The following is a 14942-nucleotide window of genomic DNA, read 5'->3' as shown; positions in this document are numbered from 1 at the left end:
TTCAGATGATTATAGGGAGCAAAGTTTTTTTCTCTCGCAGATTTTGCAGATAAATTTAGTAGAATAAAAATCTGTGGAATCTGCAAAATCTGCGGGAAACGGATATGTGCAAAGTATATTTATAAAGTTTTCCGATTCCAGCTTTGCGAACTTTGCGTTTTATAAAGGGATCAATAGTAAAAAATCCTTGCGCTCTTTGCGGTTAGACAAAAACACAAATTGTAATTATTCTAAATAATCCTAATGTTTGAATTTCATAACTTTTTGTGATTTAAGATTGTTAAATTTGTTAGAATACCCAAGTGATTTTGCTAATTTAAAGATAGATAGAATGGCTTCTAAAAAAAATAATCCGAAAGAAGTAACGGAGAATGACTCCAATTCCCGCCGTGACTTTATAAAAAAATCGGGACTTTTTACTGCGCTTGCCTTTACGCCACCTTCATTGGTGATGGCTTCAGAGAACAAATGGGATGAAAAAATAGCAGAGTATTTAGAGACAGTACCGCTATCTATTGAAGTAAACGGTAAAAAACACAATCTTAATATCGAGCCGAGAACTACTTTGCTTGATTTGTTAAGAGAACAATTACAGCTTACCGGAACCAAAAAGGGCTGTGATCACGGACAATGCGGCGCCTGTACAGTTCATGTAAACGGAACGCGAATTTTATCCTGCCTGACTTTGGCATCCATGCAGCAAAATGCAGAAGTTACTACAATTGAAGGTCTTTCAAAAGGAAAAAAACTGCACCCAATGCAGGAAGCTTTTATCAAACATGATGGTTTTCAGTGCGGTTATTGTACGCCTGGACAAATCATGTCGGGAATTGCCTGTATCAAAGAAGGACATGCCAATAGCAGAGAAGAAATCAGAGAATACATGAGCGGTAATATCTGCCGATGTGGTGCTTACCATAATATTGTAGATGCTATAACTGAAGTGAAGGAAGGAGGGAAAGAGTTATGAAAAATTTCCAGATAATTAGAGCTTTATCATCAAAAACAGCTGTAACGAATATCAGCAAAGAAAAAGAAGCCATGTTTATTGCAGGCGGAACAAATCTGGTGGACTTAATGAAAAAGAATGTTGTCTCGCCAGATAAATTAATTGATATCAACGGTTTAGATTTAAAGAAAATAGAATTTCTAAAAGGAAAAGTTTCGATAGGTGCTTTAGCAAAAAACAGTCAGGTTGCCGAAGATGTATCGATAAAAGAAAAACATCCGTTATTGGCTTTGGCTTTAGCTGCAGGAGCTTCACAACAGATCAGGCACATGGCAACAGTCGGAGGTAATATGCTGCAGAAAACCAGATGTTCGTATTATTACAATACCGATATGCCATGTAACAAAAGAACACCAAAAAGCGGCTGCGGTGCTATTGGCGGTTTCAACAGGATGCACGCTATTTTTGGAGCTTCAGATAGTTGTATTGCCGTTCATCCAAGTGATATGTGTATTGCATTGGCTGCATTAGACGCGCAGGTTTTGGTTGAAGGACCAAAAGGAAAAAGACAAATAAAATTCACAGATTTTCATCGTCTGCCGGGAAATACGCCTGAAAAAGACAATACTTTGGAAGCAAAAGAGCTGATTACTTCTGTTGAAATTCCTGATCATAATTTTACTAAAAATGTTCATTATCTGAAAGTTCGTGACAGAACGAGTTATGCTTTTGCATTAGTTTCTGTTGCTGCAGCATTGGATTTAAAAAATAATGTAATAAAAGATGTCAGACTTGCCATGGGAGGTGTGGCGCACAAACCTTGGAGATTGACTGAAGCGGAAGAATTTCTAAAAGGGAAAACAGTTTCAGAAGAAGTTTTTAAACAAGCAGGCGATTTAGCTATGAAAGGTGCTAGAACTTATGGCGGAAATGACTTTAAAATTACGCTTGGAGCGAATACTATAACAGAAGCACTTACGATAGCAGCATCAAAATAATTAGAATTATGAGCAAGACAAGTAATATTAATAGAGTTGACGGATTTGCTAAAGTAACGGGGTCTGCAACATATTCTGCTGAATACAAAACACCTGGAGTGGTTTATGGCTGTTTGGTAGGAAGTACTATTGCTAAAGGAAGAATCAAGAGTATTGATACTAAAAAAGCAGAATGGGCACCTGGAGTATTAGCTGTCATTACCCATTTGAATGTAGATAAACCTACAGGATATCAAAAGGCAAAAGACAAACGTAATTTTGGGCAGCCATTACAAATTTTTAAAGATGACTCAGTATTATACTACGATCAGCCAATTGCACTGGTTATTGCAGATACTTTTGAGCGCATGCAATATGCAGCGAGTTTGATTAAAGCAGATTATTTTAAAGAAGAACATTCAACAGATCTTCAAAAAGCAGCTGATAAAGAGAAAAAAATAGATACTGAAAAAGGTAATGATTACCATCGTGGCGAACATGACGGTTATAAAAATGCAGCAGTAGTTTTAGAAACAGAATACACGATTCCGACAGAAGTTCACAATCCAATGGAATTAGCCAATATCATTGCAAAATGGGACGGAAATAAACCTACTTTATATACCAAAAGTCAAGGTGTAGAAGGAACCCGTAGAAGTGTGGCTGGTGTTTTTGATGTTCCAGTGGAAGATGTTTCGGTGTTTTCAGAATATCTGGGCGGGGCATTTGGAATGGGATTACATACCTGGCCTTATGAAATCGCTGCTTTGATGGGCGCAAAGAAACTAAATCGTCCAGTAAAATTGGTTTTGCATCGTGAACAAATGTTTACTAATGTTGGTTTCAGACCTTTTACAATTCAGAAAATGGGTCTTGGAGCTACAAAAGCAGGAAAACTAACAGGTTTAACTCATGAAGCTGTTGCGATGACTTCCAGTTATGAAGATTTCATGGAAGGAACTGTAAACATGTCCCGATTTATTTATGATTGTGCCAATGTTTCGACACGTTACAGAATTGTACCATTAGACACTTGTACACCAATCTGGATGCGTGGGCCGGGAGAAGCAACCGGTTCGTTTGCGTTGGAATGCGCAATGGATGAAATGGCATATAAATTAAATTTGGATCCAATTGAATTCCGCAAACTAAATTATGCGGAAAAAGATCAGGAGCAGAATAAACCTTGGAGCAGTAAATACCTTCTAGAATGTTATGAAGGCGGAATGGAACGCATTGGCTGGAAAAATCGTAAAAATGAACCAGGTTCAGTTAAAGAAGGAAACTGGCTTGTAGGTTACGGAATGGGAACAGGAACTTTTGGCTGTTACAGAAGTCCAACTTCAGTAAAAGCAAAATTTTTACCTGACGGAAATTTATTACTGCAATGCAGTGTAAACGATATGGGGCCAGGAACCGCGACCATGATGACAGCAATTGGTGCTGAAATTACAGGATTTCCTGCTGAAAATATAATCATTGAAATGGGAAAAAGCGGACTGCCTAAAGGCCCAACTCAAGGAGGGTCGGCTACGACTTCATCGGTGGGTTCTGCAGTACACGATGCTTGTAATTTATTAGTCAGTAAAGCGGTCGGATTAGCGAGTGAAACTTCAACATTTAAGGGAATTCCTATTACAGAGTTGACTTTTGAAAATGGAGTAATTTCGTCTAAGAAGAACAATTCAAAAAGCGTTACATTAGCCTCTTTGTTAACAGCGAATAAATTAGACGAACTGGCGGTAGAAAATCTTTCAAAGGCAGATGAAGAAGCTAAGAAATATTCCATTTATTCTTTTTCTGTACATTTTGTGAAAGTTTTGGTAAATCCGAATTTGGGTAAAATACGATTGGCACATGTGGTTTCTTGTGCTGATATTGGAACGGTTATCAATCAGAAAACGTCTGCCGGACAAATGTTTGGCGGTGCGGTAGGAGGAATCGGAATGGGGTTGATGGAAGCTTTAGAAATCGATCATCGTTTTGGTCGTCCAATCAATAATAATTTTGCTGATTATCATGTTCCTGTAAATGCTGATATAGAAAAACAAGAAGTTTTCTTTGTTAATAAAAAAGATCCTATTAGTAATCCAATGGGAACAAAAGGATTAGGAGAAACTGCTTTGGTTGGAATGGCACCTGCAATTGCAAATGCTGTTTTTAATGCAACTGGAAAACGAGTGCGAGATTTACCAATTACATTAGATAAAATTATAGAAACCATTAAGGTTTAAAAAACAAGAAGAGACATTTTTTAATGTCTCTTCTTGTTTTACGCCCCGATTTTAAACATAGCCCGTGGTTTCAACCACGGGAACACAATCAAAAGACAATCCGTTTCCCGTGGTTGAAATCACGGGTTATCTTTATAAAGGATGATGATTAGAAATGCGGAAAAATATTAAAAAAAAACATTGATCAGTTTACAACAATGGGTTTATTTCTTTCTAAATATTTCCGCAACAGAATCATTAAAAACGCTAGCATACCAAATACCATAGTAAGCCAGGGTGTATATTGAACACCTTTAGTAACTATAATCCATCCTCCAAATGTTGTGCCTATAGTAACTCCCATATTTCCAAATGAAGTAGCAAGACTGTTCGCAAATTCTAATGAATCAGGTGCTGATGAAATCATGTAAGTTGAGGCATTAAGAAAACTCGGAGAATATAAAAATCCCCAAAGTGCCACCACAAAAATGATAGCAATTGTATTTGAACCAGAAAAATATAATAATAGAGGAATAATGATAGTTCCGGATAAAAACAGGGCAGTTGTATTGGCTATATTTTTGTTTAGCATTTTACCAGATACACGATTAGCAATGACACCTATTATTCCAAATATAAAAAGCATATAACTTACCATTGTATTGTCCATTCCTTTGGCTTTATTCAAATATTCGGCAAAATAACTGTAAGTTGAGAACCAGGCGGCTATCATAAAGAAATTCATAGCTGTGCTTATAATAAAAATAGGTTGCGTTAGTATTTTCAGTTGACTAGAATAAGACTTTTTTTCTGTAACTGGCATTTTTGGTAAAAAGAAATAGATTACGAGCAGAGCTATAATGCTTACTAGAGACTGAATCATAAAAGAATATTGCCAAGAAAAGATGCTGGCTAACCAAGTAGCAAATGGAACTGTAGAAACCATCGCAATTGCAACGCCGCTAAAAACAATACTCATGAGTTCATTTTCCTGTTTTTTACTACCTACAGAAATGGCTACTGATAAAGCTGTGGCAATATAAACAGGCTGTAAAAATGCGGGAAGTATTCGAACCAGCATCAGTAACCAAAAGGGTGGAGAAAATGATGAAATAATTCCTGTAAAAAGAAAAGTAATTATTGATGCAATCATTATTTTTTTACGATCAAAACCTGAAGTAAGTAAAGTCATGAAAGGGCCTGTTAAGGCAATTACTAAAGCAAAGGCACTGAGCAGCATTCCAGCTTTATCAATACTTAAATTATAATGTTCAGCGATCTGAGGCAGAATACCAATCACACCAAATTCTGTAGTAATAACGGCAATAAAACCTAAACATCCGATGTACGCGTATTTTTTCATTTTGTTATAACAGTATTATTTAAAAAATCTACCATATCCTGCATCAAGATTTTAGAATCAGCAATGAATCCTCCCATTTGAAAGAAACCATGAGTAGTTCCCTTATATAGATTTAATTTGACACTTCCTTCAGCTTTTTTTATTTTTTCGGCGTATTGAATCGCTTCATCTCTTAACGGATCATATTCTGCCACAGCGATGAATGTGGGAGGCAGTCCTGATAAATCATTTGCTAGTAAAGGAATAGCATCTGAATCGTTTTTATAATTATCGGGTAAATACCAATCCCATGCTTGAATACCGCTTTTTAAATCCAACAACGGCCCGTTTTGAAATTCAATCCAAGAAGCTGTTTTTAAATCATTGCTTGTTACAGGATAGATAAGCAATTGTACCGCAATTTTACTTCTGAATTTTCTTGTAATTGATGAAGCCAAAGCGCCACCCGCACTGTCACCTGCAATGATTATTTTTTCTGGATCAATATTAATTGATAAGGCATTTTCAATCAGCCATTTTACAACAAACTCGCAATCATTTAACCCTGCTGGAAATGGATGTTCTGGTGCAAGCCGATAATCTACCGCAATTATAGTTGATTGTGTTGCATTAGCCAGCTGTCTTAAAGGTGTATCGTGTGTTTCGAGGCTCCCAGCATTAAACCAGCCACCATGAAAATAAATAATGACAGGTTGTTTCTCATCATCATTCGGACGATAAATTCGTAAGTTAATTGAATTATTATTATCAGATAATGTCTGTTCTGTAATTTGAAAAACGGCTTCTTTTTTCCCTGCCAGAGGTATAAAATTTGTGTAAAAAGCCCTATTTGCTTCCCACGGGTTTAGATTCTCTTCTATTTCAATTTTTTGAATAAAGTCTAATACATTTTGTACTTGTTTTGATACTATCATATTATTTTTATTAGGATGATGGACAAAATTATTTCACAATCCTTAAATTTGTATAGTACACATTCAAATGTATGGTACTAACAAATTTGTAAGTAATGGGAAAAAGAAAAGAAAATTCAACTAATATGTTGAATGAGAACTATATTGTAGAAAGCTGTAATTTAACTTATGCAGTATGTAAAATAGGAGGAAGATGGAAGTTGTTAATCCTTTGCAAGCTTGAAAATGGAAAATTACGTTTCAGTGAATTACGCAATCAAATAAAAGGCATTACAGAACGTATGCTGACCCTTCAGTTAAGAGAGCTTGAAAAAGAAGGTTTGATTAAAAGAACAGTTTATGCAGAAGTTCCTCCAAGAGTAGATTATGAGTTAACCGAAATTGCTAAAGAATTAGTTCCTATATGGAATCAATTGAGTAATTGGGGAGCAAAACATAAGGAAATCCTATTATCATCAGTTTCTTCTTCTATATAAAAAACATAGCCCGTGGTTGGAACCACGGGCTATGTTTTTTATATAGAATTATATTTTTAAAACCGATTAATTATTTAACCGTAATTGGTAATTCAGCAGTTGTTTTATCCCAGCCAATCACAAGATTTGCAATGTTGCCCTCAGTAGTAAAAGCAATTGATAAAGCCTCGATTGGAGTAGAAACTGGCTTAACAGGAACAGAAACTCTTACAACGTCTTTGCTTTCATCATAAGCATAACCACCCCACAAGTCTAATTCTTTGTTGATGATTACTGTCCATTTATCTTTTTCAGGTATTACAAATAAACTGTAGTATCCCGCAGGAACTTTTTTACCGCCGATTGTTACGTCTTTGTAGAATTTAATTTCTGTATTTTCATTAGCACCAACTCTCCAAACTTCTCCAAATTTTACTACATCACCAAAAATAGTTCTTCCTTTTGCAGAAGGTCTTGCGTAAGTAACTTTAACAACCGGATTTGGATTGTCTGTTTTTTTGAATTTAACTGCTTTGTTTGGGAAATAAGAAATATCAACTGGACTTGCATCAAGAGGAGCAAATTTTACCACATCTTGTGCCTGAACTGTAATGGCAGCAAATAAAGTAACTGCCAATAAACATAATTTTTTCATAGGATTACAATTTTTAGAATTACTACAAAGTAAATTAATAATGAAGAAAAATCATATAATTCCAGTTTGTTTTTTGTTAATGAATTGGTAATATTCTTTACTCTTTATTCTTTACTCTTTTTCGCATACCAATCCTGCATAATGTAAAATGCTTTTTTCTTTTCTCCATCATTCGAAATTAATCCTTTACGATTGTAGCCGTCTTGAATGCTTGGAAGTAATCTTTTCGGCGATCTGAAATCAACTAAAATCCATGGACTTGTTCCGCTTAAATGTGGAATTTTTTCGATCATTTTTAGATTTTGAATATATAGATATTCCTGATATTCTTCAGTCCAGCGTTCGTTTTTCTCTCCATGAAAACCAGCTTTGGCATCACCGCCAAATTCAGAAACAAAAACAGGTTTGTTGTATGGTGTAGTCCAGAATGTTTTTTCAGCATTTTCTAAGTTACCGCCGTACCAGCCTAAATATTGATTGAAAGCAATAATATCAAGTGATTTACCAATTTCATCGTCAATCTTTCCATTATGCGTTAATAAAGCAGCACTTATTAATCTTGTATCATCCAATGATTTGGTATGATTTACCAAATTCGTGATAAAAGTATTTCGTGCGTCAGAAACTGGAGTTTCATTTGCCATTGACCAAATTACAATGCTGGCTCTGTTTTTATCTCTTGTAATAGCTGCGGTTAATTGATCTTGGGCATTTTTATAGGTACTTTCATTTTTAAACTCGACTGTCCAGTAAACCGGAATTTCTTCCCAAACCATTAATCCCATTTTATCAGCTTCTCTAACCATGTTTTCGTTATGTGGATAATGTGCCAGACGAACATAATTACAGCCTAATTCTTTTGCCCAGTTAAGTAAACGTAAAGCATCTTCCTGAGAATTGGCACGCCCGCCTTTTGCATTTTCTTCGTGAATCGAAATTCCTCTTAAAAAGACTGGTTTTCCATTTAGTAGAATTTTATCTTCTTTGGTTTCGATTGTTCTAAAACCAATCTGATCGTTTAATTTTTTTCCATTAAAATCAATATTGACATCATATAATTTTGGATTTTCTGGCGACCAGTAAGAGATTTTTTTTGCTGGGATTTCGAAATTTAAAATTCCTTGCTTATCAGCTTTTCCTTTAAAACTGATTTTTAATTCGGGAATATAAATCGAAACCTGATTTTTTGAGGCATCTAAGTTATTGATTTTAATAAAACCTGAAATAACATTTGCATTGCCCTTTTTCAGCTGAATAGTATAATCTTCTATAAATGAAGCTTCTTCTTCAATTAAAGTCACATCACGCGTAATACCGCCATAGTTCCACCAATCTGTATTTACAGTTGGAACATCTTCTTTATGACGGGTATTATCCACTTTAATGACCAGATAATTTCCGGTAGGTTTGACAATTGAAGTTACTTCGTAATTAAACGGAGTAAAACCGCCTTCGTGAGTTCCTAGTTTTTTTCCGTTCAAATAAACATCAGCTTTGTAATTGATAGCTCCCAAATATAAAAACAGACGTTTTTTATCTTTTAAAGTATAATCAAAAGACTTTTTGAACCAGACATTTCCCTCATAATATTTCAATTCTGGAACCTGTGAATTCCAATCGCCTGGAATAGTAATTGTAGGCGATTTATCAAAATCATATTCTACCAATTCCTGTTTGTTTTCAGCATGATAATTATTGAAAAAGGCTCCTTTTGCAGGTTTCTCCTGTTTATCATATTGATCCAAATGAAAACTATAAAAACCAGTTTGATAAGGATCGATAATGTAATTCCAAACACCGTTTAATGAAGTAGTATTTCGGTTTGATACGTTGGAAATTAAATTTTGTGATTGTCCAATTGTTAACGAGGCTAGGAATAGAAATGTTAGGATTTTTTTCATTTTGTAAAATTATTTATTGTAATCTGTAGGAGGGTTTTAACCGCAAGGCACGCTAAGGTTTACACAATGTTCGCAAAGCTTTGCGTGCCTTGCGACTTTTCTTTGCGAACTTTGCGGTTAAGCTAATTCACAGGAATCCTCAAATATTCCCCTTTAAAACTTTGGTTCAATGCCGTCATTTCAATCGGATTACTTGAACCATCAGGAATCACTTCTATGGATGCTTTTCCATTTGCCATTCTGATGGATTCACTTCCTGTTGGAGTTCCTTGGTTTTTTAAAGTTTTTCCACCTTTTAAACATTGGAAATAAACGCTTTCTTCATAATCTAAACAGCGTAAATTATTGTTGTCAATAGCAATAGCCGTTACTAAATAATTTCCATTCTTTAATTTTTCAGCTGATAATTGTAAAGAAGAAGCCGTATCATTTTTAGTAAAACGATAATTAACTTTTAGAGTATCAGAAACCGTTTTTCCATCTTTGTTTTTACCAATGGCAAGCAAAATGTTTTCTCCTTTTTTGAAATTAACATCCCAAGTTAAGCCACATGCAGGATAGAGAGCAATATTTCTTTGCTTTTCGCCAAGATTTTTTCCGTCATGAAATAAAGTTACTTTCTCACAATTACTAAAAACACTGATAGTTCTCGGCGTATTTTCAGGGCCTTGACGTTCTGTCCAAGTATGCGATTCTATATAAGTGAAAGGTTCTTTTGCCCAATAGCTTTTAAAAACATAATAAGCATCTTTCGGATTCCCGTTTCTGTCTGTGAGTCCTTTTTGATTCATGTACGGAATGTCATCTTCTGGACGTAATGGTGTTGCAAAATCCTTAAAGGCCCATTGAATATTACCCACAAATGTTGGATCATTTTCGGATACATGCAAATGCCAGTCAAATAAGTCAACAATATAATTTTCACTCCAGTCTCCAATTTGAGCAATGTTAGCCACTTTGGTCTGCACAATGGCTTCTTCCCAGCCTTCAGATTTTATAACATTTTCCCCTGTTACAGGATTTTCGCTGTGACGTCCAACATGGCTGTCTCCGCCATATTCAGCGTGAATAAAATGTTTGTATTCTTTTTTGTAGACATCAATTGCTTTTTGATAGCTTTTATAACTTCCAGAGTACCAGCCAGACCATATCGATGGAGAGAAGACATCTACAATATGTGAGCCTTCATAATATTTTCTAATCGCTGTTTTTCTAGTTGGATCAAGTTTATGTGCAATGTCGTTTAATTCGTTTAAAAAAACGTTGGTTTTATCGGCATTATCGCCATCAGGAAAATCAGGAAGCCAGTTGATTTCGTTTCCTAAAGACCAGATAATAATACTCGGATGGTTGTAATTTTGATTGATTATTTCTGCCAGCATATTTTTGGCATTCGTTTTCCAAACCTCATTACCAATGCCACCGCGACACCAAGGCAGTTCGTCCCAAACCAAAAGTCCAAGTTCGTCACAAGCTTTGTAAATTTCAGGATCCTGCGGATAATGCGCTAAACGTACAAAATTGGCACCCATATCTTTGATGGATTTCATATCTGCCCAATGCTGTTCGTTTGTCATTGCGGCACCAACCCCAGCTTGCTCTTCATGGCGATGTGTACCACGAATTAATAAACGTTTTCCGTTAAGGTAAAACGGCTCATGATCTTTAAATTCAAACCATCTAAATCCTACTTTTTCGGAAATACTATCTCTAATCTGATTTTTTTCTGATAAGACAGCTGTTAGTTTATATAAATTCGGTTTTTCTGTATCCCAAAGTTCTGGGTTTTTGATGTTTTCAAAAGTAATTGTTGCAGTTTTATCTGAGATTGGAATCGTTTTACTAGCTACTTTTTTTCCCTTCGGATTTTTTAGCGTTACCGTTAATGATAAATCTTTTGAATTGTCGGGATTTACAAATGAAGATACAATTTGAACTGAGGCTTTTTTAGCCGAAACTTCTGGAGTTGTAATCTTTAAATTCTCTATATGATTTTTGTACTTTGAAACCAACCAGACATCACGTGTTATTCCTCCGTAAATAAAAAAATCGCTTTTTTGTGATGGAATAATTTCGATGTCATAACTATTATCCACTCGAACAAAAATATCATTGTTTCCTTCTTTAATGAGGTTGGTAATATCGATGGAAAATCCAATATAACCTCCAATATGACTTCCAGCTTCTTTTCCGTTTACGTATACTTTTGTAGTCACATTGGAACCTTCAAAGTATAAAGAATAAACACTGTTTTTGTCAATCTGTGTGATATTTAATTTCTTCTGATACCAGCTTGCATCACGACGATAACCTGGATTTAAATCGGTTGCATCTTCGGCATTCCAAGTATGCGGTAAATGTAAAGAAACCCAGTTTTGATTTTTCTGAGCTTCGCTAAGATTTGAGGTAGGATTTTCTAAATACAGCCAATTGTCATTAATGTTCTTTTTTGTCTGAGCAGAACCGCTCAGACAAATTAGAAACAAAACAAAAAGCGCAAAAATTGAAAATCTATTAAAATGTCGTTTTTTCATAAGATTATTAGGCTTTTTTTTAAAGGTTCAAAGATTCAGCGTTACAAAGGCAGAAAATGTTTGTGACTTTGTTACTTTGCACCTATGTTACTTTTTCTTAATAAAGCTTCAAGAAAATAGTAATCGGCATAGATTATTGGTTCATCAATTTCATCATGTTTTGGCCAGTTGCCTGTGCTGTGATCAAAAAGAAAAGGAGCTTTAATTTTAGGGTCTAAAATGTAATTTTTGCTTTGTACAGACGTCATCAGTTTATCGGCGAAAGCCAGATAATTTTCTTTTTTAGTGTAGCCATACAATTCGTATAATGCAGATGCCATAACCATCGCTGCAGATACATCACGTGCCGAATTTGGAATGCTTGGATCTTTCAAATCCCAATACGGAATTCCGTCTTCTGGCAGGTTTTTATTTACCATAAAGAATAGGGCAGTAGCTTCTGCTTGTTTTTTATAAGCCTCATCTTTGGTATAACGATAAGCCATTGTAAAACCGTAAACAGCCCAAGCCTGACCGCGAGCCCAAACGGAATCATCATTATATCCCTGAAGTGTGGTTTTCTTTCTTACATTGCCCGTTTTTGGATCATAATCAATAACATGATAACAGCTGTCGTCGTCTCTGAATTGGTTTTTTAAAGTGGTATTGGCATGCTGAATTGCAATGTTGCGGTATTTTGGATTTCCAGATATTTTTGAAGCTTCAAAAAGCAACTCCAAATTCATCATATTGTCAATGATTACCGGATAATCCCAGATTTCTTTATTGAAATCCCAAGAACGTATTGAGCCTACTTTAGGATCAAATCTTTTGCATAATGTTTCTGCGCCTTTAACAATTACAGCTTCGTATTCTTTCTTGTTTTCCACTTTCAGCGCTTCTCCAAAACTGCAAAACACTTTAAAACCTACGTCATGCGAATTACTATTAACACTTTCTCTTTTGCTGAAAGGAGTCCATTTTTCGGCTTGTTCTTTATATTTTGAATCGCCTGTTAATCGGTATAACTGCCAAAGATTTCCGGCAAAAAAGCCACTTGTCCAGTCTTTGGAAGGAACTTTACGAATCTCGTTGGTTTTGATATTCATACTTCTTGGCATTGACATTGAATCAACTGGATAATCGAGCAGCATTTTATAACGCGTTTCCAGTAATTTTTCGGTTGCAGCAGATGCCTTTGCTGCTTCAGGATTAATTCTGGATTTGCACGCTGTTACCAACGATGCAAACCCAAGAATTAGAGAAATGAAATTGACATTCTTCATATTAAAATAATATATATTGTGTAACTGCTTAATGTCTTTTTTAAACACATAGAAACATAGATTTTATTTCTGACTGAGTAAATAAAAAAATGACTAGTCATTAACACATAGCTCTGTTTACTTATAGCAAGTGAAACGCCTTTCTACGTTATCTAAACTATGTTTCTATGTGTTAAAAAAAATAATATAATTAATAACCAGGATTATTTGGCTTTAAATTCGGATTGATAGCCAATTCGGTTCCCGGCAACGGCCATAAATAGTCTTTGTTTGCATCGAAATTAGCATGTGGTTCCAAGCCATTTGGGCCGAATACTTCTGGGCCAATTTTTAATCTCTTTATGTCATACCATCTTACGTATTCAAAAGCCAGTTCCAATCTTCTTTCGTCAATTACCATTTTTCTAAAATCGGCTTGAGATAATCCTGGAGTAACGTTTGCTGGGAAAGAGACCAGTTTTCCAGCTTTATTTCTAGCTCTGGCGCGAACACGGTTTACATAACCATCAGCTTCCGTTGTTCCTGGACTGATTTCGTTTAAAGCTTCTGCAGCAGTCAATAAAACTTCGGCAAAACGCATCGTAATGTAATTGTGCTGCGAAGTTCTTCCATTAGCACCTGCCTTTCCTGGAAAACGGAAATATTTTGCAATATGAGGACGAGGCGCTTTTTCGTTGTCACTTGAAGGATAAACTTGCAATGAACCTCCTGGCCCAGTTTTTTTTCTAATAATGGTATCAAAACTTACCGCTCTTCTATAATCTCTCTGATCCCAAGTATTGAATACTTTTAAAGATGGAACAGCAACTGAAAATCCTTGCCCATAGCTGTAACTGTCATCTTTTAATGAACCTGTAAAAAATGCTGTGTAATCTTGACCGTAATTTCCTGAGGTTAAGTTATTAAAATCTACTGTAAACAAAGGTTCTTTTAATGTAGCAGTTTTAGTAGCGTTAAATAAATCCTGAAAATCAGCATCCAAACCTAAACCAAATTTGGCTTCGTTTGTAATTACATATTTTGCTTCATCATAGGCTTTTTGGAAATTTCCTAAAGTCAGATAAACAGATGCTAAATAACCTGCTGCTGTACCTTTTCCTGGAACTGCTTTTACTTTTGGTTTATCATCCAGCCATTGTTTGGCAAATTCTAGATCGGCAATGATTTTTGGATAAACATCAGCTTCTTTTGTTTTACTGATTGAATTAATCTGATTGACATCATTTACCACAAAATCAATATATGGAATATCTCCAAAAAGGCGTACTAAATGATAATAAGCAAAAGCCCTTGCAAAATAGGCTTGTGCCACAATCGCATTTACTTTTGCAGGATCGCCGGGTGTTTTCTTAGCGCCGGCAATAGCTTGATTAGCTGCTGTGATAATAACATACGACTGAGGCCAAAAGTTTGCCACAAGCGCATTGGTATCATTCATGCTCATATCGTTTACATCTATACGTGCCGCCTGAGTCGTTCTATCGCCAATGTCGGCCATGTCGTCGCGAAGCATTAAGGAGATTGTAAATTCTCTTCCCCAATAATTATTGTGTGCAATGTTGGCAAAAGCACCATTTACGGCCGCTTGTAAATCATCGGTATTGTTAAAAAAGTTCTCTGGACGAATAATTCCTACTGGTTTTTCTTCCAAGTCAGAACAGCCAAAAAAGGTTAGAGTTCCTAAAAATAGAAATGCTATATATTTTTTCATGATAG

11 protein-coding genes are annotated in these 14942 nt (G+C 35.5%); 4 read left to right on the top strand and 7 right to left on the bottom strand.

Going from position 1 to position 14942, the window contains the following annotated elements:
• Positions 1–331 precede the first annotated feature (331 nt).
• Genes P2W65_RS20845 through P2W65_RS20835 form a run of 3 tightly spaced genes read left to right on the top strand, consistent with a single transcriptional unit; the run spans position 332 to position 4160 of the window.
• The gene (locus P2W65_RS20845) at positions 332–970 is read left to right on the top strand and encodes a (2Fe-2S)-binding protein (RefSeq protein WP_289660831.1); all 639 of its coding nucleotides are present in this window, start codon (positions 332–334) and stop codon (positions 968–970) included.
• Entirely contained in the window at positions 967–1947 is a 981-nt protein-coding gene (locus P2W65_RS20840; protein WP_289660829.1) for an FAD binding domain-containing protein, read from the top strand. The genes P2W65_RS20845 and P2W65_RS20840 overlap by 4 nt, the downstream gene beginning before the upstream one ends.
• Positions 1948–1955: 8 nt before the next feature.
• Positions 1956–4160 (top strand): xanthine dehydrogenase family protein molybdopterin-binding subunit, encoded by a 2205-nt coding sequence (locus tag P2W65_RS20835; RefSeq protein ID WP_289660827.1) that lies wholly within the window; start codon positions 1956–1958, stop codon positions 4158–4160.
• A gap of 184 nt (positions 4161–4344) precedes the next feature.
• Here the strand turns inward: P2W65_RS20835 and P2W65_RS20830 are convergent, their stop codons facing one another.
• Together P2W65_RS20830 and P2W65_RS20825 are read right to left on the bottom strand one after the other, a co-directional pair.
• The gene (locus P2W65_RS20830; RefSeq protein WP_289660825.1) at positions 4345–5502 is read right to left on the bottom strand and encodes an MFS transporter; all 1158 of its coding nucleotides are present in this window, start codon (positions 5500–5502) and stop codon (positions 4345–4347) included.
• Entirely contained in the window at positions 5499–6416 is a 918-nt protein-coding gene (locus P2W65_RS20825; RefSeq protein WP_289660823.1) for an alpha/beta hydrolase, read from the bottom strand. Before P2W65_RS20825 ends, P2W65_RS20830 begins: the two co-directional genes overlap by 4 nt.
• A 95-nt stretch (positions 6417–6511) precedes the next feature.
• Between P2W65_RS20825 and P2W65_RS20820 the strand changes: the two genes are divergently transcribed.
• Positions 6512–6892 carry a winged helix-turn-helix transcriptional regulator gene (locus tag P2W65_RS20820; protein WP_289660820.1) on the top strand — a complete coding sequence of 127 codons (381 nt, stop codon included), beginning with the start codon at positions 6512–6514 and terminating at the stop codon, positions 6890–6892.
• A 70-nt stretch (positions 6893–6962) separates the two neighbouring features.
• Here the strand turns inward: P2W65_RS20820 and P2W65_RS20815 are convergent, their stop codons facing one another.
• From P2W65_RS20815 to P2W65_RS20795, 5 genes are all read right to left on the bottom strand, one after another.
• Positions 6963–7526, bottom strand: coding sequence for a DUF2911 domain-containing protein (locus P2W65_RS20815; protein ID WP_289660817.1), 564 nt, complete (start codon positions 7524–7526; stop codon positions 6963–6965).
• Between the two features lie 104 nt (positions 7527–7630).
• Positions 7631–9427, bottom strand: coding sequence for a glycoside hydrolase family 2 protein (locus P2W65_RS20810; protein WP_289660815.1), 1797 nt, complete (start codon positions 9425–9427; stop codon positions 7631–7633).
• A 122-nt stretch (positions 9428–9549) separates the two neighbouring features.
• Positions 9550–11961, bottom strand: coding sequence for a glycoside hydrolase family 2 protein (locus P2W65_RS20805; RefSeq protein ID WP_289660812.1), 2412 nt, complete (start codon positions 11959–11961; stop codon positions 9550–9552).
• Between the two features lie 71 nt (positions 11962–12032).
• Positions 12033–13226: a glycoside hydrolase family 88 protein gene (locus P2W65_RS20800; RefSeq protein ID WP_289660810.1), complete on the bottom strand. Its 1194-nt coding sequence runs from the start codon at positions 13224–13226 to the stop codon at positions 12033–12035.
• Between the two features lie 190 nt (positions 13227–13416).
• Positions 13417–14937, bottom strand: a complete 1521-nt coding sequence (locus P2W65_RS20795; protein WP_289660807.1) for a RagB/SusD family nutrient uptake outer membrane protein — start codon at positions 14935–14937, stop codon at positions 13417–13419.
• Positions 14938–14942 lie beyond the last annotated feature (5 nt).

The sequence above is a fragment of the Flavobacterium panacagri genome, assembly GCF_030378165.1.
Taxonomy (GTDB): Bacteria; Bacteroidota; Bacteroidia; order Flavobacteriales; family Flavobacteriaceae; genus Flavobacterium; species Flavobacterium panacagri.
This window is presented reverse-complemented; position numbering and strand designations above follow the sequence as displayed.